This window comes from Bacillus sp. FSL W8-0116, from assembly GCF_038003825.1.
Classification (GTDB): Bacteria; Bacillota; Bacilli; order Bacillales; family DSM-4216; genus Bacillus_O; species Bacillus_O smithii.
This window is the reverse complement of record NZ_JBBOPY010000001.1, coordinates 1,112,240-1,130,618: the sequence shown is the minus strand read 5'-3', so window position 1 is coordinate 1,130,618 and position 18,379 is coordinate 1,112,240. Positions and strand designations below refer to the sequence as shown.

General features: G+C 35.3%; 16 protein-coding genes. 11 read left to right on the top strand and 5 right to left on the bottom strand.

Annotated elements, in window-relative coordinates:
• The first annotated feature begins 1 nt into the window (after position 1).
• From N1I86_RS05375 to N1I86_RS05365, 3 genes are read left to right on the top strand one after another with little or no spacing between them, the layout of a single operon-like run.
• The gene (locus tag N1I86_RS05375; RefSeq protein ID WP_341095310.1) at positions 2-2,143 is read left to right on the top strand and encodes a Mu transposase C-terminal domain-containing protein; all 2,142 of its coding nucleotides are present in this window, start codon (positions 2-4) and stop codon (positions 2,141-2,143) included.
• A complete protein-coding gene (locus N1I86_RS05370) occupies positions 2,133-3,632 on the top strand; it encodes an ATP-binding protein (RefSeq protein WP_341095308.1) in 1,500 nt (499 codons plus the stop codon). Before N1I86_RS05375 ends, N1I86_RS05370 begins: the two co-directional genes overlap by 11 nt.
• Positions 3,629-5,143 (top strand): TnsD family Tn7-like transposition protein, encoded by a 1,515-nt coding sequence (locus N1I86_RS05365; protein WP_341095306.1) that lies wholly within the window; start codon positions 3,629-3,631, stop codon positions 5,141-5,143. The genes N1I86_RS05370 and N1I86_RS05365 overlap by 4 nt, the downstream gene beginning before the upstream one ends.
• A gap of 415 nt (positions 5,144-5,558) precedes the next feature.
• On the opposite strand, the gene N1I86_RS05360 is transcribed toward N1I86_RS05365, so the two are convergent.
• Positions 5,559-5,888, bottom strand: coding sequence for a hypothetical protein (locus N1I86_RS05360; RefSeq protein ID WP_341095304.1), 330 nt, complete (start codon positions 5,886-5,888; stop codon positions 5,559-5,561).
• 512 nt (positions 5,889-6,400) lie between these two features.
• Here N1I86_RS05360 and N1I86_RS05355 point away from each other — a divergent pair.
• The 6 genes from N1I86_RS05355 to N1I86_RS05330 all read left to right on the top strand — a co-directional run bounded on the left by N1I86_RS05355 (position 6,401) and on the right by N1I86_RS05330 (position 11,122).
• Positions 6,401-8,131, top strand: coding sequence for an ATP-dependent nuclease (locus N1I86_RS05355; protein WP_341095301.1), 1,731 nt, complete (start codon positions 6,401-6,403; stop codon positions 8,129-8,131).
• Between the two features lie 54 nt (positions 8,132-8,185).
• A complete protein-coding gene (tnpA, locus tag N1I86_RS05350; protein WP_003352856.1) occupies positions 8,186-8,506 on the top strand; it encodes an IS66 family insertion sequence element accessory protein TnpA in 321 nt (106 codons plus the stop codon).
• A complete protein-coding gene (gene tnpB, locus N1I86_RS05345) occupies positions 8,500-8,856 on the top strand; it encodes an IS66 family insertion sequence element accessory protein TnpB (RefSeq protein ID WP_003352857.1) in 357 nt (118 codons plus the stop codon). Before tnpA (N1I86_RS05350) ends, tnpB (N1I86_RS05345) begins: the two co-directional genes overlap by 7 nt.
• Positions 8,857-8,917: 61 nt before the next feature.
• Positions 8,918-10,495, top strand: a complete 1,578-nt coding sequence (tnpC, locus tag N1I86_RS05340) for an IS66 family transposase (RefSeq protein ID WP_341095296.1) — start codon at positions 8,918-8,920, stop codon at positions 10,493-10,495.
• Between the two features lie 89 nt (positions 10,496-10,584).
• Positions 10,585-10,797 carry a hypothetical protein gene (locus N1I86_RS05335; RefSeq protein WP_341095299.1) on the top strand — a complete coding sequence of 71 codons (213 nt, stop codon included), beginning with the start codon at positions 10,585-10,587 and terminating at the stop codon, positions 10,795-10,797.
• A 10-nt stretch (positions 10,798-10,807) separates the two neighbouring features.
• Positions 10,808-11,122, top strand: a complete 315-nt coding sequence (locus tag N1I86_RS05330; RefSeq protein ID WP_341095298.1) for a UvrD-helicase domain-containing protein — start codon at positions 10,808-10,810, stop codon at positions 11,120-11,122.
• 19 nt (positions 11,123-11,141) lie between these two features.
• Here the strand turns inward: N1I86_RS05330 and tnpC (N1I86_RS05325) are convergent, their stop codons facing one another.
• The 4 genes from tnpC (N1I86_RS05325) to tnpA (N1I86_RS05310) all read right to left on the bottom strand — a co-directional run bounded on the left by tnpC (N1I86_RS05325) (position 11,142) and on the right by tnpA (N1I86_RS05310) (position 14,595).
• Positions 11,142-12,719 carry an IS66 family transposase gene (gene tnpC, locus N1I86_RS05325; protein ID WP_341095296.1) on the bottom strand — a complete coding sequence of 526 codons (1,578 nt, stop codon included), beginning with the start codon at positions 12,717-12,719 and terminating at the stop codon, positions 11,142-11,144.
• Between the two features lie 46 nt (positions 12,720-12,765).
• A protein-coding gene (locus N1I86_RS05320; protein WP_076611651.1) for an IS630-like element ISBs2 family transposase occupies positions 12,766-13,811 on the bottom strand; the annotation gives its coding sequence in 2 pieces (ribosomal slippage) (positions 12,766-13,305 and positions 13,308-13,811; 1,044 coding nt in all).
• Positions 13,812-13,924: 113 nt separating this feature from the next.
• Complete coding sequence (tnpB, locus tag N1I86_RS05315) at positions 13,925-14,281, bottom strand: IS66 family insertion sequence element accessory protein TnpB (protein ID WP_003352857.1); 357 nt, start codon at positions 14,279-14,281, stop codon at positions 13,925-13,927.
• A complete protein-coding gene (gene tnpA / locus N1I86_RS05310; protein WP_003352856.1) occupies positions 14,275-14,595 on the bottom strand; it encodes an IS66 family insertion sequence element accessory protein TnpA in 321 nt (106 codons plus the stop codon). The genes tnpB (N1I86_RS05315) and tnpA (N1I86_RS05310) overlap by 7 nt, the downstream gene beginning before the upstream one ends.
• A 40-nt stretch (positions 14,596-14,635) precedes the next feature.
• Here tnpA (N1I86_RS05310) and N1I86_RS05305 point away from each other — a divergent pair, with 40 nt between their 5' ends.
• Positions 14,636-16,192 carry an ATP-dependent helicase gene (locus N1I86_RS05305; protein WP_341095294.1) on the top strand — a complete coding sequence of 519 codons (1,557 nt, stop codon included), beginning with the start codon at positions 14,636-14,638 and terminating at the stop codon, positions 16,190-16,192.
• Between the two features lie 794 nt (positions 16,193-16,986).
• Positions 16,987-17,832: an Nmad3 family putative nucleotide modification protein gene (locus N1I86_RS05300; RefSeq protein ID WP_341095291.1), complete on the top strand. Its 846-nt coding sequence runs from the start codon at positions 16,987-16,989 to the stop codon at positions 17,830-17,832.
• Positions 17,833-18,379: the final 547 nt, after the last annotated feature.

Sequence of the window (18,379 nt, the reverse complement as noted above, 5' to 3'; positions counted from 1 at the left end):
TTTGAAACTGGCAGAGAATATGTTGCTCAAATACAGTAGTGGTAAAGTGATAAGAGTCTTATATATCAATCAGATTACTTCTATTGTATATGTGATTGATATGGACAGCAACAAATGGCCATACCCCATGGAAAAAGAAACGTTCCTAACCCTTCATAAAAATAAAGAAATTATTGCGATGGATGAAGACGTTTATAGCAGAGTGGTTCTTGAAGAAGAGCTAAGTGAAATTGAAATATTGAAAAGAGACTATTCATGGGATGTTGTTATGTACTTTAAGAACACATTGGCAGATGAAGAACGCATGTATATCAGCAAATATCGGCAAAAGGCAATGAAAGAAACGATGGCTACTTTTGGTATAAGTTACAACGGATTAAAGAATTATATAATCAGATATTTTAAGGGTGGAAGGACTAAAAGCAGTTTGATACCCAACTTCTTTAGATGCGGTGCGAAAGGGAAGGAGCGAAAGGTTGGAGAGAAAAAACGTGGTCGCCCCCGATTAAACAATAAAAATGGCGGAGTGAATATTGACGATAGGATGAAGAAAATATTTAGAGTGGGTTTGAATCGCTATTACTACAATGAAAGGAAAAACTCCCTTAAAACAGCCTATGAATTAACTTTGAGGGATTTTTTTGCAACTGAATCAATGCAGGAAAATGGGGTTAAGATACCGATATTGCCTAATGCAGAAAACTTGCCAACCTACAACCAATTTCTATATTGGTTTAAGCGCATGAACAATAGTAAGAAAGAAATTATCAGAAGAAGCGGTACAAGAGTATATCAACAAAATTACAGAAGTATAATTGGGGATTCGACTCAGGATGCTGGAATAGGTCCTGGAACGCTTTGGCAAATTGATAGCACTGTATTCGATATATATTTAGTTTCATCCTTTAATCGGGACATAATTGTCGGTAGACCTATTTTGTTTCTGGTAGTAGACGTGTATTCTCGTGTCATTTTAGGATTCAATATAAGTTTTGAATCACTTAACTCATACACTGGTGCAATGGTAGCACTTGCTAATAGTATGACATCGAAAAAGGATTTGTGCAGAAAGTTCGGTATTGATATTACTGATGAAGAGTTTCCGTACTGTGTGCCTCAACGAATTTTGGCAGACCGAGGTGAGCTTGTTGGTCGGCAAATAGAAAATGCAATCGAGAATTTAGGGATAACTATACAACAAACTCCTCCTTATCACGCAGATTATAAAGCGATTATAGAATCCGCCTTTAATTTGCTGAATCTAAAGGTCAAGCCCTTTGCGGATGGAGTAGTTATTGATGGGAATAAAAAAGGTAAAGAGCGTGGAGAGCAGGATTACCGACTTAAGGCTACTCTAACAATTGAGGAATTCACAAAAATTATCATCAAGTGCATTTTATTTCATAATACCCACCACGTTTTGAATGATTATGTCTTAGACGAAACGATGTTGGAAGAAAAAGTAGAGAAAATCCCTATCAAGATATGGGAGCATGGATTGAAACATAAAAAAGGTCAATTACGAATTCTTCCAGAGGAAGTCATCAAAACGTATCTCTTTCCGTCAGATTATGCAACTGTAACTGCAAGGGGTGTATCCTATCGAAAATTATTATACGCATCGGATAATGCCTTGCAGAATGGTTGGTTCCAAAAAGCAAGAATCAATGGTAGTTGGCGTGTAAAGATTTGTTATAACCCCTCTGATTTATCGTCTATTTATATTTTTAATGAGGGTGGTGAGGGTCTACGTAAGTTCGACCTATTAGACCACCTTTCTATGTACACAAATAAAGGGTTAGATGAAATAGAACAACTAAAAAAGCATGAGCAAGAAATGGATAATAAGAATAAAGAAAAGGAGCTGCAAGAAAAACTCAAACTTTATAGCGATATAGAGAACATTGTAAAAGAAGCCAGAGAAAAAACAGAATCTGAAAGAGACTATAGCAAAAGCAATTCTCAAAGAATTAAAGGTATTAAAGAAAATCAAAAAAATGAGAGATTATTACAACGCGAGAAAGCAAAAGAAGAATTAGCAATGAAAGAGATTGTCGATGAATTCACCGATGAAGTAGACGAGTTTGCCTTGTTTAGAGAATTATCAGGTGGATATTGGGAGGAAAGTGACGATGGCCGATAAAATTTTTTTGGATAATGGAATGGAAGCCTACATGGCTTCCTACAATGAATTTCCCCTGGAGGAATATAACAACAATCCATTTATACAGGCACTTCCTCCATTACTGGACAAACAAACGATTATCAAGAAATTAATGTTACCCACCTCTTTTAAACCAGAAGAAAGAGACTTGGACAGTTCGTATAGACTTCATATGGTACACAGACTGTATAAATTATTTCAGCCTTTGCCGATTCACGTAGATATTTGGAATATGATTTTTTCATTATTATATCAAGGGTACATAGCGAGAAACCCCTTTGACAAGGATTACAGAAGATATATCACTCAAACGGGCAAGCAAATTATAAACAGGACTTACGACATAAACAGCAGAGCAAATTTTAGAACCACTGCAAGTTGTGCAACGCTTATCGGGTATTCAGGCATGGGAAAAACAACAACAGTAAATAGGATTCTAAGCAACATCCCGCAAATCATCGTACACAATTATTACAATGGGCAACATTTCAATCAAATTCAGCTATCCCATTTAACTTTGCAGACTCCACATAATTCCAGCCTTAAAGCGTTAACACTGCAATTTTTTATGAAGGTAGATGAACTCCTTGGAACTAATACTTTCCAGAAACATGTTTCACGTAATCTGTCTACCGATGCAATGTTGCCTTTGATGGGGCAAGTTGCCCACAACGTAGGCTTAGGAATGCTGGTAATCGATGAGATTCAGCATCTTCAAAATCGAGGAGTACAGCAGATGATGAACTATTTTGTAACTCTCATGAATTCGTTTGGTGTTCCTGTGCTCTTTATAGGTACACCAGCTTCTTATTCTATTTTTCAAAATGAGTTTAGAATTGCAAGACGAGTTTCGGGAAATGGAGAAATTATTTGGAATAACATGGAGAATGATAAAGAATTTCGATTCTTATTAGAGTCCATTTGGAAGTATCAGTGGAATTGTAAATTTACACCACTTACTGAGGAAATGATAAATGTTTTCTACGAAGAAACTCAAGGAGTATCAGACTTAATCATCAAGCTTTTTACAAATGTTCAATCATTGGCGATTAAGAGTGGGAAAGAGGAATTTACGCTTAGTATGGTGAAGAAGGTCGCAAAAGAACAGTTCAAGTTGATGAAGCCGATGATTGAAGCCATTAAATCGAAAAATCCCTATAAAATGGCCCAATTTGAGGATTTAAGAAAAATGGAGATTTCTGATGTTGCTACTCGAAAGAAAGAAAAAGCTATTCAAAGTCCATTAAAAATCACCAAAGTCGAAAACGAAGTAAATCAAAATCATAGTCCCCAAAAAACAATAGTTCCTAAAGAACAAAAAATGAAAAAGGTTGATGATTATGACGAAGGTGATTTAAGGAATCTGTTCAAACAAGCAAGTAAACGTGAGAAGTCTTCTTATCAGCTTTTATTAGAGAATGGATTTATAGATGATATGGGTTTTTGGAAAGAAGGTATCGTAAAATGATAAATTTCTTGCCTTTGATATATCAGGATGAGTTATTTTTTAGTGTTATTTGCAGGTATAAGCAAATGTGCGGTATGGTAAGTAAACGTGCTTTAGAATTGGACTTATTCCAAATACATAATAGGATGGGGAGGAAATCTGTTCTATTCCCACAAAACCTAATTACATTCGTGGCTAATCTGCCTCCCAATTCTAAGCTATCTGCTCAAGAAATCATTTTGAATCACACAATGTATCCATTTTATACAGCCTTTTTATCAAATGAAAAATCCGATTCAATATTTAAAAGTATGGCAGAAGGGCTTGGGAAATCTATTGAAAATATGGTTGGAATGTCTGGAAGCAAAGTTAAGTCAAATAATTACTTGAAGTATTGTCCTCTTTGCTTTAAAGAAGATATGGAACAGTTAGGAGAAAGTTATTGGCGTAGACTGCCGCAAGTTCCTTGTGCTTTTTACTGTCCGAAACATCATGTTCTTTATAAAAATAGCAATGTATTGATAACAGACAGTCGAGTTGATTATTTGTGTGCGGATGAGGATACTTGCAATACCGACTTAGCAGTAGACGTTTATCCAAATCAATTTAAGGAACTTAATTTGAAGTACATAGAAAATGCTTCATACTTATTGTTTCATAATCAAAAGAGGAGGGACCCCTCATTTATTATCAAATTCTACATTGATAAATTAAGAGAAAGGGGATTAGCCTCTATGGGAGGTTCATTATATATAAATAAATTGTTAGAGGCTTTTTTGCGCTTTTATCCATCAAACTATTTAGAGCTTATGCAAAGTAGTATAGATATTGAAAAAGAAGGAAATTGGCTAAGGCTATTTGTTAGGAACAATAACAAAAATAGAAGTCCATTACGACATCTTCTCTTTCTGCAATTTTTGAATGTTGGTGTTGAAGAACTGTTTGAGAGCAATAAAGTAATTGGGAAGCAAACCATTGTTGTAAATCGTACCCCTTCTTATTCAATTGAAGAAAGAAGAAAAGAATGGCTAAAACTAATTGAGGAGAATCCAGGAGCTAATCGCAGTGAATTAAAAAGAATAGGAAAAGGGCTTCATACATGGATTTATACCCACGACAGACGCTGGTATGATGAAGTAACCCCAATTGCTAAAACAAGAAAGAAAAAAGCTGAAACGGTAGATTGGGGGAAACGGGATGATGAGTGTTTAGCACTTGCAAAAAAAGCTGTTAAAAGGCTCTTACATAAAGAAGGGAAACCAATTCGTATTATTCCAAGCAATATAAGAAGAGAGATTGGTGCAAAGCGATGGTTTTATAGTGAGAAACTTGTGAAAACTCAACAGTATCTAAAAGAAGTAACAGAAGATATAGAAAGTTATCGAGTGCGGAAGATTAAATGGGCGATTGATGAGATGGTAAAGCGTGGTGAAAAATTAACAGTTTACAAAGTTCAGTTGTATGCAGGATTTAGTGGAGGAATCAAGGAAGTAAGAAGTTTAATAGAGCAAGAACTTGCAAGGTATTATTAAATAGTGAGATATTATGCTTTATCAGAATCTCTATAATTTTATCTCTGTTATCGTTAACTGTTGATTTTCAATCAAATGGAAAGCTACCTTATGATGATAAGGTAGCATTTTTTGTACTTATCTTACGCACTATCCTTTTCATCAATTGGAAATGTCGTATTTTTAAAGAACTGTTATAACATATATCTTATATACAAGCACATATATGGTTCATGTAATACCCCATATGTAAATTCAAAACCTAACTTTTTATAAATGATATTACTCTTTCTGTATCCTGTGAAATTAAAGTTTCATTTTTTAATTCCTTGTCAACTTTATCCCACTCAAATGGATACGGAAATAATAGTATGAAATCTACTAAAATATATCTCTAATGGCTAATGTGCCATACCCATTACCTCTAAATTCTTTATCAATTTAAAATCCTATCAAGATATGCTACTCTTCCGTATACAGTTGTTGTTTGAGGATGATAGGCTTTGAAATACTCTTCATCAAGTGAATTTATATATCTTATTGATTTAAAAGATTCCGATTGCCTATCGTCATATCCTTCTTTAATTTCAAAATCAATTACCTCTTCATCAATAATAAAAATATTTGCCCAACCAATATCTATGGTATTTTCTTTCTCGTCGAATCCATTTATTTTTATATTTAAGTTTAATGGCTCTATTTCCATAATATTACTTTCCGAAAATGGAGAATTTATCTCAATACTGCAATACCTACCGATATCCATTCAAAAACCCCCTATATTTGTATTTGCTATAAAGCACATTACTATACATGAATGCTAAATATCACTTTCCTTCAGCAACTATCCTATTCAGTTGCTTGAAAAAAGAACTACATCCCCTTATTAAAGTAAAGCACCCGTTAGCCGACCATGAAGCCAGTTTTACTACAGATGATGGAAGCTAATCCATCCTGCTGTGGGAGTTAAACAAGCAGAATATCGTTCTCATTAAACTAAAACTTTTTAACTCCTGCATAAGCTATTTTTAACTATTCTCGCAGTTGCTCATTTTCATCCTCTAACTTTTGATTTTCCATTTCAGTAATTCAATAAAAGCGCCTTTTTCTTTTATTTTTAATGAAAACCCATTATTGTAATAAGAAATGACGTGCCAAAATTGTTATCAGTTTGTATGTTATTTCTTATTGGGATTAGAGGGACCAGTTAATCATTTAAAAAGATGGTGTATAATGATATTGGTTTATTTTACCACAAAAAAGTGAGGGGGTATTGTTGTGTATATTGCCAGATTATATATTAAGAATTTTAAGTGTTTTAGCGAATTTGAGATAGAATTTAATGAAGGTTTAAATGTTATTATCGGTAGCAACAATGTGGGAAAAACAACCATTATAAAAGCAATTGAATACATTTTCAACAGAGCTGTATCGGAGCCACTATCTATTGATGATTTTAATAAAGAACTTAACGATTTAGATAATCCCCCTGAAATTATAATATCTGCCACCTTACGCTCTTCACACAATGACACCTTAGCAGATAAAGCGATAGTAGCAAGCTGGCTTACAAAATTAGAATCACCTTGGGAAGCAACTCTTACTTATAAATACTTTCTACCAGAATCGAATTGGAAGGAATATAAAGATGCTATAAAAAAGACACAAAATCATAAAGAAAGATGGGGTGTACTTGAGAATTTTTTAAAGAAGTACGTATCCAGAATATATGGAGGAAAAATTGAAAATAAAGTAAGGGCTGAAACAGAGTATTTAGAAAAAATTCATTGCGAGACCTTAGATGCACTGAGAGATGTAGAGAGCAAGATGTTTACAGGAAGAAATACTCTTCTTAAACAGCTATTAACACATTTTAAAGATAATGAACCAAACAATCAAAAAAATTCCGATTTCCTACTAAATTCTCAACAAGAGTTTAAAGAGTATTCTGGTAAAATTGTTAGAAATATAGTCAATCGTCTGAACAGAAAAGAAATTCTTCGCTTTGCTCAAAATACTGGTGCATCAATTGGGGGAGAACCAGATATCGATGGTCGATTAGAAGAATCAGATGTACTTTCAATTCTACGGCTAATTATCCGAAATGAAACGGGGATTGAAATTCCTATCATTAACAACGGTCTGGGTTATAATAACCTAATTTATATGTCATTAATTTTGGCGAAATTCAAAATGATTACATCTGAGGAATATGGCGAAAACGCAAAAATATTTCCAATATTGTTAATAGAAGAGCCAGAAGCACATCTGCATCCCGCCTTACAATATAATTTTCTAAAGTTCTTAAAAGAAGAAACCGATAAACAGACGTTAAGTCGTCAAATTTTTATTACTACTCATTCAACACAAATAACATCAGCAGTCGGATTAGATTCAATTATTTGTCTTGAGAGAGAGAATGAACAAAGAGTGCAAGCAAAATATCCGAGTAAAGTGTTTTCAGATAGTCCAAGCGACCAAAAATCTAAAGGATATATAGAACGTTTTCTTGACGCCACCAAATCGGCTATGTTGTTTGCAAGGTCTGTTTTACTTGTTGAAGGTATGGCAGAGCTGATTTTGTTTCCTGTATTAGCAGAATCGGCGGGATATGATTTAGAAAGGAATCATGTTGCCATTGTTCGTGCAGATGCTTTGACATTTTCTCATTTCATAAAAATGTTTGGTGCAGGAATTAGTCCAGAGAATAAGAAATATGCGTTAAAAAAGAGAATAGCCTGTGTAATCGATACTGACCCATGTAGAAAGCCAAAGAAGGTGGAGAAAGGTAAGAAAAGAACTTGGAAGTCGTGTTATCCCTTTGAATTACATCAAGACCATGACAATTATGAATACAAGATTTTTTCTGATGCTCTTAATAATCTTAAAAAAATTGCAGAAGATTGTGTTAATGTTGAGATTTTTTATAACGTGACAGGTAGAGGAAAGACATTTGAATATGATTTAGCTTGGGAAAACGTAAGCGTCAAATCTTGGACACCTTCTTGATGTGCTAATTTCATGAGATAATCTCCTCAAGATGAAATTGAAGGAGGTTTTTTTATGCCTAAGAATCCTGAATTACGAAAGGTTTGGGAACAACGAATCGCTGACTATCGTAAAAGCGGTCAAACTCAAGTAAACTGGTGCAAGGAAAATCAATGGAGTATTCACCAGTTTAAATACTGGTTAAGAAAAATTGAAAATCCAATAAAAAATCAAGGAAAGTCTACAAAATGGGCATCCGTTACCCTAGAAGATCATTCACAAACAGTTGAAAATTCATTACGGATTGAAATTAGTGGGATTTCAATTGAAGTAAAACCTGGTTTCGATCCGGCCTTTCTTTCAGAAGTGGTTAGGACGTTGAAATCAACATGTTAGTTGGTACAAGAGCTGAACGAGTTTACTTGGCAAAAGGAAGTACTGATTTGAGAAAATCCATTGATGGATTAGCTGCTTTGGTGAAAGAGGGATTTGATTTAGATCCCTTTTCATCAAGCTATTTTGTGTTCTGTAATCGAAAGCGAGATAAATTAAAAATTCTTCACTGGGACTATAATGGTTTTTGGCTTTATTATCGTCGATTGGAAAAAGGAAAATTTCAATGGCCAAATGAAAATGACACTGGAACGATACAAATTAGTTATCGGCAATTACGCTGGTTATTGGATGGTCTTGCAATGGAGCAAAAGAAAGCACACCCAGAAGTAAAGGCTAGAACAGTTATATGAATTTTTTACTTTTAACAAAAACCTTGGAGGAAAATAGCTAAAACCGTCGAATTATTACTACATGATGAAAAATTTAAAGAATCCTACCCAAAACCCATTTGAATTAATTGAAAAACTTCAACAGCAAATCGTTGAATTGACGGCGAAATTACGATGGTATGAAGAACAGTATCGTCTTAGTCAAAAACGAAAATTTGGCTCTTCAAGCGAAAAAACAAATCCTAATCAATTAGAACTACCTTTATTCAATGAAGCAGAGGTAGAGTCTAATGTAAAAGCCGAAGAGCCAACTGTTGAAACAATTACATATCGTCGTAAAAAGAAACGTGGTCAACGTCAAGCTACGTTTGAAAACCTGCCTATGGAAACGATTGAATATCGTTTACCCGAAGAAGAGCAGGTCTGTTCGTGTTGCGGTGAAAAAACACACGAAATGAGCACAGAAGTACGACAAGAATTAGTGATTATTCCGGCTCAAGTCAAAGTTTTAAAACACGTTCGATATGTCTATGGATGCCGTCATTGTGAGCGTAATGAAATAGAGACACCAATCGTTACAGCACCTGCCCCAAAATCTGTGTATCCAAAAAGTTTAGCTTCACCGTCAAGCATGGCATATATTATGAATCAAAAATATGTAGAGGGGCTACCTCTATATCGCCAAGAACAACAGTTCAAACGATTAGGTGTGATCTTATCCAGGCAAACCATGGCCAATTGGATGCTTTATGGTGCCGAAAAATGGCTTGCGCCAATTTATCAACGAATGAAAGAGCATCTCCTCTCTAAAGACATTCTACATGCGGATGAAACAACTGTTCAGGTTTTACATGAACCTGGAAGGTCAAGTACATCGAAATCTTACATGTGGCTTTATCGGACTGGAAGAGAGGATCCACCACTTGTCCTTTATGACTATCAGGAAACTAGAGCAGGAGAACATGCCAAAGAATTCCTAAAAGGGTTTAAAGGATACCTGCATGTCGATGGATATGCAGGATACCATAAGGTATCCGGCGTAACATTAGTTGGATGTTGGGCTCATGCCCGCAGAAAGTTCGATGAGGCTTTAAACGTACTTCCTGAATCCAAACGTCATTCAGCAGTCACAGCTCGGGAAGGACTCAATTTCTGTAATCAGCTATTTGCCATCGAGCGTGATTTGAAAGAATGTACACCAGAAGAACGATATAAAAAACGACTTAAACACAGCCAACCATTGTTGGAGGCTTTTTCAGCATGGCTAAAAACAGAGAAAAGCAATGTTTTACCAAAGAGTCTATTAGGTCAAGCCATTACATACTGCCTCAACCAATGGGAAAAACTCGTGGCATTTTTAGAGGATGGACGTTTAGAAATCGATAATAATCGAAGTGAACGATCCATTAAACCATTTGTGATCGGTAGGAAGAACTGGATTTTTAGCAATACTCCGAAAGGAGCTAAGGCCAGCTCAATCATTTACAGTATTGTGGAGACAGCAAAAGAGAATAAATTAAATCCATTTTATTATCTTCGCTACTTATTTGAAAAGCTTCCCAATATGGATATAAGCAATATGGATGAGCTTGATCAACTACTTCCTTGGTCCAAAACAATTCCTTTGAATTGTCGGGTTTTTAATAACTTATCACAATAATAGTATTTAATCCCTATCATTAAAAGGTGGGGATTATTTTACGCTTACGGGAAAACTATTCCAATTCGATTTTGTTTGATGATATTAAGTTGGAAGATTTTGATTCTTTAAAGAGCAGTGATTGGTCATCAGAAGAAAAAGAGAGAGCAAGATATGCCGCATCATATTTAAAGTATGCGGATAGAAGGAAAGGTGAGTTAGCACTTGAAATTGCTCATAGATTGAAAAATGATAAATCGGCTAAGTTAATTCTGCCAAATCATATTGAGGCTGCTTTTAATTGGGTATGTTATAAGGAATGAGGGGATTACTATGCTTCAAAGTGATGATACTATTATCATTGATTCTGAATTTTTAATGGACAAGGAGGACTTACATAAACATTTTAAGGTAATTGCAGGTCCAGGAGCAGGGAAGACTCATTGGCTTATAAAACATATTAGAAACGTTTTGCAAAATTCTGAGCGACTTGGAAAGGTGTCAAAAATTGCATGTATTACATATACTACGGTTGGTACTGAAGAGATTATCGAGCGATTAGGGACAGATATTCAAAGAGTTGAGGTTTCAACTATTCATAGCTTTTTGTATAAAAATGGTAAGCGTAAAATAATCCCCACCTTTTAATGATAGGGATTAAATACTATTATTGTGATAAGTTATTAAAAACCCGACAATTCAAAGGAATTGTTTTGGACCAAGGAAGTAGTTGATCAAGCTCATCCATATTGCTTATATCCATATTGGGAAGCTTTTCAAATAAGTAGCGAAGATAATAAAATGGATTTAATTTATTCTCTTTTGCTGTCTCCACAATACTGTAAATGATTGAGCTGGCCTTAGCTCCTTTCGGAGTATTGCTAAAAATCCAGTTCTTCCTACCGATCACAAATGGTTTAATGGATCGTTCACTTCGATTATTATCGATTTCTAAACGTCCATCCTCTAAAAATGCCACGAGTTTTTCCCATTGGTTGAGGCAGTATGTAATGGCTTGACCTAATAGACTCTTTGGTAAAACATTGCTTTTCTCTGTTTTTAGCCATGCTGAAAAAGCCTCCAACAATGGTTGGCTGTGTTTAAGTCGTTTTTTATATCGTTCTTCTGGTGTACATTCTTTCAAATCACGCTCGATGGCAAATAGCTGATTACAGAAATTGAGTCCTTCCCGAGCTGTGACTGCTGAATGACGTTTGGATTCAGGAAGTACGTTTAAAGCCTCATCGAACTTTCTGCGGGCATGAGCCCAACATCCAACTAATGTTACGCCGGATACCTTATGGTATCCTGCATATCCATCGACATGCAGGTATCCTTTAAACCCTTTTAGGAATTCTTTGGCATGTTCTCCTGCTCTAGTTTCCTGATAGTCATAAAGGACAAGTGGTGGATCCTCTCTTCCAGTCCGATAAAGCCACATGTAAGATTTCGATGTACTTGACCTTCCAGGTTCATGTAAAACCTGAACAGTTGTTTCATCCGCATGTAGAATGTCTTTAGAGAGGAGATGCTCTTTCATTCGTTGATAAATTGGCGCAAGCCATTTTTCGGCACCATAAAGCATCCAATTGGCCATGGTTTGCCTGGATAAGATCACACCTAATCGTTTGAACTGTTGTTCTTGGCGATATAGAGGTAGCCCCTCTACATATTTTTGATTCATAATATATGCCATGCTTGACGGTGAAGCTAAACTTTTTGGATACACAGATTTTGGGGCAGGTGCTGTAACGATTGGTGTCTCTATTTCATTACGCTCACAATGACGGCATCCATAGACATATCGAACGTGTTTTAAAACTTTGACTTGAGCCGGAATAATCACTAATTCTTGTCGTACTTCTGTGCTCATTTCGTGTGTTTTTTCACCGCAACACGAACAGACCTGCTCTTCTTCGGGTAAACGATATTCAATCGTTTCCATAGGCAGGTTTTCAAACGTAGCTTGACGTTGACCACGTTTCTTTTTACGACGATATGTAATTGTTTCAACAGTTGGCTCTTCGGCTTTTACATTAGACTCTACCTCTGCTTCATTGAATAAAGGTAGTTCTAATTGATTAGGATTTGTTTTTTCGCTTGAAGAGCCAAATTTTCGTTTTTGACTAAGACGATACTGTTCTTCATACCATCGTAATTTCGCCGTCAATTCAACGATTTGCTGTTGAAGTTTTTCAATTAATTCAAATGGGTTTTGGGTAGGATTCTTTAAATTTTTCATCATGTAGTAATAATTCGACGGTTTTAGCTATATAAGTTGAATTAAAGATTTACAACTGAACACACAAACGATCGATCGTTTGTTCTGGTTTCTGGTTGATTCGCTGAATAAAGGCTTGGACATTCTTTCTAATTTCTTGCACACTCGAATAGAACACGTTGTAAATCACGTCTGATTTCAGCCATTTCCATAGCCCTTCAATCAAGTTCAATTGCGGACTGTATGGTGGCAAAAAGACGAGCTCTAACCGATCTTCGTGTTCTTTTAAAAATGGCTGAATGAGTTTGGCATGGTGAATTCGAGCGTTATCTAAAATCATCACTATTTTGCCTGTGGGATAGCGTTCTAACACAAGTTGAAGAAATCGAAGAAATGTTTCCGCGTCATAGCATTCTTCTTCGATGCAAAACACTTCCCCTGTTTCGTAGTTCAACGTGCCAATCAGCTTCAGCCCTTGATGTTTTCCAAACGTCGGAATGATTCGTTGTTTTCCTTTGACAAACCATGTTTTTTGAATCGCTTGGTAATCACGAATCATCGACTCATCTTGAAAGAGGACATGGGCGATGTTCCCATCTACCAGTTTTTTTTTACTTCAGGGAAGGTGATTTCGACGAATTCTTTTTGTTTCTCTTCATCGGCATTGGCTAGTGTATAGGTCGGTTTCGTATAGCTTAGCCCTAACCGATGCAGAATGTCACTTGTTCCGCGAAGCGTGTATGTTGGCCCCCACTTTTGTTGAATGAGTTCAGCGATTATCGCAAGCGTCCAATTATATTTTGCTTCGAATCCCACATCTACGGGGAGCTGATGTTCAATGATCAAAGCCAGCTCTTTTTCCTGCTCAGGGGTCAATCGACGTGGGGCGCCAGGTGAGTATTTCATCTCCAGTCCATCAAGACCGCGCTGGGCGTAGGCATGAATATAGTTATAAATAGTTTTCTTGGATCGACCAATAATCGTTGCGATTTCTCCTTTGGTATATCCCTGCAAATGAAGATAAATCGCTTGGTAGCGTTCATATGCTCGTTTACTTTTTGCTTCTTTCATGGCAGTGGACAACTTTTCGATCTCGTCTTTGTGATTTGGCATCATATTTTCTCTCCGTTCCCCTATTTTCTCTTTGTATTTATTCGCCGTGGAACGGGAGAAAACCTTTATTTTAATTTATATATTTTCCTCCAAGGTTTTTGTTAAAAGTAAAAAATTCATATAACTGTTCTAGCCTTTACTTCTGGGTGTGCTTTCTTTTGCTCCATTGCAAGACCATCCAATAACCAGCGTAATTGCCGATAACTAATTTGTATCGTTCCAGTGTCATTTTCATTTGGCCATTGAAATTTTCCTTTTTCCAATCGACGATAATAAAGCCAAAAACCATTATAGTCCCAGTGAAGAATTTTTAATTTATCTCGCTTTCGATTACAGAACACAAAATAGCTTGATGAAAAGGGATCTAAATCAAATCCCTCTTTCACCAAAGCAGCTAATCCATCAATGGATTTTCTCAAATCAGTACTTCCTTTTGCCAAGTAAACTCGTTCAGCTCTTGTACCAACTAACATGTTGATTTCAACGTCCTAACCACTTCTGAAAGAAAGGCCGGATCGAAACCAGGTTTTACTTCAATTGAAATCCCACTAATTTCAATCCGTAATGAATTTTCAACTGTTTGTGAATGATCTTCTAGGGTAACGGATGCCCATTTTGTAGACTTTCCTTGATTTTTTATTGGATTTTCAATTTTTCTTAACCAGTATTTAAACTGGTGAATACTCCATTGATTTTCCTTGCACCAGTTTACTTGAGTTTGACCGCTTTTACGATAGTCAGCGATTCGTTGTTCCCAAACCTTTCGTAATTCAGGATTCTTAGGCATAAAAAAACCTCCTTCAATTTCATCTTGAGGAGATTATCTCATGAAATTAGCACATCAAGAAGGTGTCCAAGATTTGACGCTTACTAAAAATGTCGTAAAACCCTACTGCTACTTATTACGTAATTTAGACGGGACTATATTAGTAAATATAGATGAAATGGATGGACATGAGGAAAATAAAGTATCTAATGGAATGCTAATGAAATGGAAAAGGGCTAATAACTTGAACTATATGAAAGATAACAACAAAATTAGGGAATGTTTAGAGGCATTGGAATGGTATTTAGAGGACGGTGAACTTAGATTACGAGTTCGCAGAAATGTTAATAAAAAGATAGATGGGTATTATATTAGAAACGAGTATTTACTTTCTTATAAACAGTTATCTTGGCAGAAGGGAATAATACATCACGAAGATGTTCTCTATTTTTCTTTTAAAATATTGAAAGAGTTCCCCATCTTATTAGATTGTTTATCAGCTAAATATCCGTTCATATTCTTGGATGAATTTCAGGATACCAATCCGATTCAAACGGAGATTATTAAGTGGTTAGCGGATAAAGGTTCTGTGGTAGGAGTAATAGGAGATTCAGCCCAATCAATATTTGAATTCCAAGGTGCATCCAGAAAAGATTTTATGGCGTTTTCTCTTCCTAACCAACTAAACTTTAAAATAACGCAAAATAGAAGAAGTAGCCCAAGTATCGTTAAAATACTTAACTTTATACGAAAAAATGATTCTTTAGAACAAATGCCCATTAGGGAAGGGAAAAATTATCCCGTTATGTTCATGGAGTATAATGATGACGATATTACGGAGTTAATAGAAATTTTTCATAGAGAAAGAGAAAACAAAAACCTCAACAATGATTATTGTGTGTTAGCCAGATATAATGATACGGTAAAAATCCTAAAAAATGCAAAAATATTGAATGTATGGAACACTTTTTTTGAAACAGATTCGTCAAAAAGAGATAAGTTCATTAGAAATATTATATTGGCAAGACAGTTTGGAAAAGAAGGACGTTATGAAGTGGCTGTAAAACAAATGATGAAAGTTTTTACAACTGGTCGAAATAAATTATTGAAATCCCCTTTCCGTCAGGGACAAACCATAACGTCTATGCAAAAAAGAAGCCTGGCTGTCAGTTTATTGGAGTATATAATGAATTATCCAAATAGCATTGAAAATATCTCACTGTATAACTATTATAATGATTTATCCTTATTTTTAAGTAAAGCAGGTTTTAAAATAATGAATTATGGAAGAGGAAAGGCTAAAGACTTTGCTGAAACAACAATGATGTCAGATTTAATTAATGACCTTAAAATGCCTGAAGAAAAATCAAGCAAAATTAGAACCATGCATAAGGCAAAAGGAGCAGAGTTTGAGTCAGTTCTTGTATTCTTAGACAAAATAGAGTTATTAGAGTTATTACTTAGTCCAGATATTAATAGTAATGAGGATGAAATAAGAATATTGTATGTTGCTTTAAGTCGTGCCAAGGACTTTTTATTTATTGCTACCCCACCTTTAACAGCAAACCAAAGGAATCGACTTGAAGAATTAGGAATGAAATTGGTATCAAAGCGGTAGGTGAAGAACAGTTGATTTAGAGGACAAGCTCTGACTGACATAGTGGAGATATAAGGGGAATTTTTTATCTTTTTTGAGGATTGAAGGAGAAGGGGAGTTTATAACGTTCAAAAAAATCGGATAGAGGACTGAGGTAGACGAGTTAAGTTTTATATTACTTCAGTTTTTTATCATTTGGGCAAAGAGTTCATATTTTAGAAATGGTGCTTTCATTTGAGGAACTATACTGCTCGAAGAAAAAGAGAAGACGGTAGCAATGAATTTGATAAGGAATCAAGAATTAATAACTTGTAACATGTGTGGGATATGTTTTTGAGTTTTTTAATCGGTATTTAGATATTACAAAAGTGGAAGAGCAGACAGCATTTAAATAATGAAAGGCTCGAAAAATATAGAAAGCGGTTACGTCTATATGATACAGATATTCAAGAATGGTTAGTCAACATTTATTCAGATTACGATAAACAAATTAATCGTTCTATCATTCATTTCCTAAAAAAGAGGAGCTTTTCCTCCACTATACCACTGACTAAGAGTTTAGAAGTGCGTTGGACGAATGTTATCCTAATCTTATAAAGCAATGTTCTTTTTTGAAAATCAAACGGAAATGTTATTTTTGTTTATCCAAGGTGATGGCTACTTTAGCATAAATGCACAAATTGTATAGGTTTTTCTGTCTAAAAAAGGTTTAAAATCTTAATACATGTTTCCTCATAAATAATTATTGAAAAATCGGTCTAATACTACTTTAATTCATTGGTTTAATAATTAATACATTAGAGGGAGAGAGGCCCGTGGGAAGAAAGGTAATATTAAGCAGAAAAGGTTTTGACGGGACAACGGGAGGAAAAGCAAGTCTAATAATAGATGGTAAATTGGTTTCGTTACCGATTCCAAGGGCTGATTCAGGTGATTTTTACAAAAATTTGATATTCTCTCCAACTGAGAGTTATTTAAAGGTTATGAAGGATTTAGGGATAAAGCTATATTCAGAAGCCCATGTGGACCCTGATATAAGAAAGTCCATTATACCACATCGACCAGAGAAATGGCGGGGATTGTTTGGACAAAGTGGAACTTCACAAGGGACATTACGTAATAGGCAAGTTGGAAAAGGGGATATTTTCTTATTTTTTGGTTGGTTTAAAGAGGTAAGACGAATTAATGATGTTTATCAATATTGTCCTGATGCTCCTGATATACATGCTATTTTTGGGTACTTAGAAGTAGATTGTGTATTTGACATACAAGCAGGAGCTTCTGTTCCTGACTGGATGAAATATCACCCACATATAAGGGAAAGAGAAGAGTACGGAACTCAAAGAAATGCAATTTACATGGCAACGAAAAGTTTTTCAAAATTTCCTCAGAAACAAGGGTGGGGATGTTTTAGATATGACAAACGACTTGTTCTGACAAAAGAAGGAGCTAAAAAGCGGTCTCTTTGGGAACTCCCACCTTGCTTTCAGGGAGAACATGAGAATTTTACTTGTGGTATAAAAAAGTGGAAAATTCTTCAGAATGGGGATGTAGAAATGCAAACAAATGGAAGAGGTGACCAAGAGCTTTATATCAGCGATAAACCTGAAGTGGTTGCGTGGGCGGAAAATTTAATCTCATCTTGTGCAGTATATGAATAGTGGCGAGAACAGGATAAGGATAAAGATTTAATCTTGTTTAGAGTAAAGAAAATCATTGCAATTTACAATATGTGAAAGGTAGTTATCATAATGTTAGGAAAATAAATCGAAAATGAGTTTATTGTAACCTTACCGAATGAAAAGGTAAAACTTATAGTATTTCTCTTCTTCATTGTTCTTGTTGCTTGTAATCACTCACCATTAGATAAAATCAGAGAACACGACATTAAAAATGGTGGACTCTATTATGAACAAAAGAAATTAGACAGCTTAGGTATTAAAGGAATTAACAAGGACAAGGACGGTAATATCCATTTTTATGTTGAAGAAATTAAACCAGATACGAGGAAAAAAATTGAACAGAAATTACTTGAGATTTTTGGTCAAAAAATCGACTTTATCCTTCACGACACTGATGAAATAACCGAGCCATCCCATTAAATAGCTACAAAGAAATTGCCTCTGGCTTCGTTGCCAGAGGCAATCACAAATTAACATAATCTCAATTTTGTTGTATCAGTGAGTTTAGTCTTGCTGAATCTTACTG

Coding starts and splice junctions, on each gene's coding strand:
- N1I86_RS05370 (WP_341095308.1), top strand. CDS start 2,133: ATGGCCGATAAAATTTTTTTGGATAATGGAATGGAAGCCTACATGGCT.
- N1I86_RS05365 (WP_341095306.1), top strand. CDS start 3,629: ATGATAAATTTCTTGCCTTTGATATATCAGGATGAGTTATTTTTTAGT.
- N1I86_RS05360 (WP_341095304.1), bottom strand. CDS start 5,888: ATGGATATCGGTAGGTATTGCAGTATTGAGATAAATTCTCCATTTTCG.
- tnpA (WP_003352856.1), top strand. CDS start 8,186: ATGCCTAAGAATCCTGAATTACGAAAGGTTTGGGAACAACGAATCGCT.
- tnpB (WP_003352857.1), top strand. CDS start 8,500: ATGTTAGTTGGTACAAGAGCTGAACGAGTTTACTTGGCAAAAGGAAGT.
- tnpC (WP_341095296.1), top strand. CDS start 8,918: ATGATGAAAAATTTAAAGAATCCTACCCAAAACCCATTTGAATTAATT.
- N1I86_RS05330 (WP_341095298.1), top strand. CDS start 10,808: ATGCTTCAAAGTGATGATACTATTATCATTGATTCTGAATTTTTAATG.
- tnpC (WP_341095296.1), bottom strand. CDS start 12,719: ATGATGAAAAATTTAAAGAATCCTACCCAAAACCCATTTGAATTAATT.
- tnpB (WP_003352857.1), bottom strand. CDS start 14,281: ATGTTAGTTGGTACAAGAGCTGAACGAGTTTACTTGGCAAAAGGAAGT.
- tnpA (WP_003352856.1), bottom strand. CDS start 14,595: ATGCCTAAGAATCCTGAATTACGAAAGGTTTGGGAACAACGAATCGCT.
- N1I86_RS05305 (WP_341095294.1), top strand. CDS start 14,636: ATGAAATTAGCACATCAAGAAGGTGTCCAAGATTTGACGCTTACTAAA.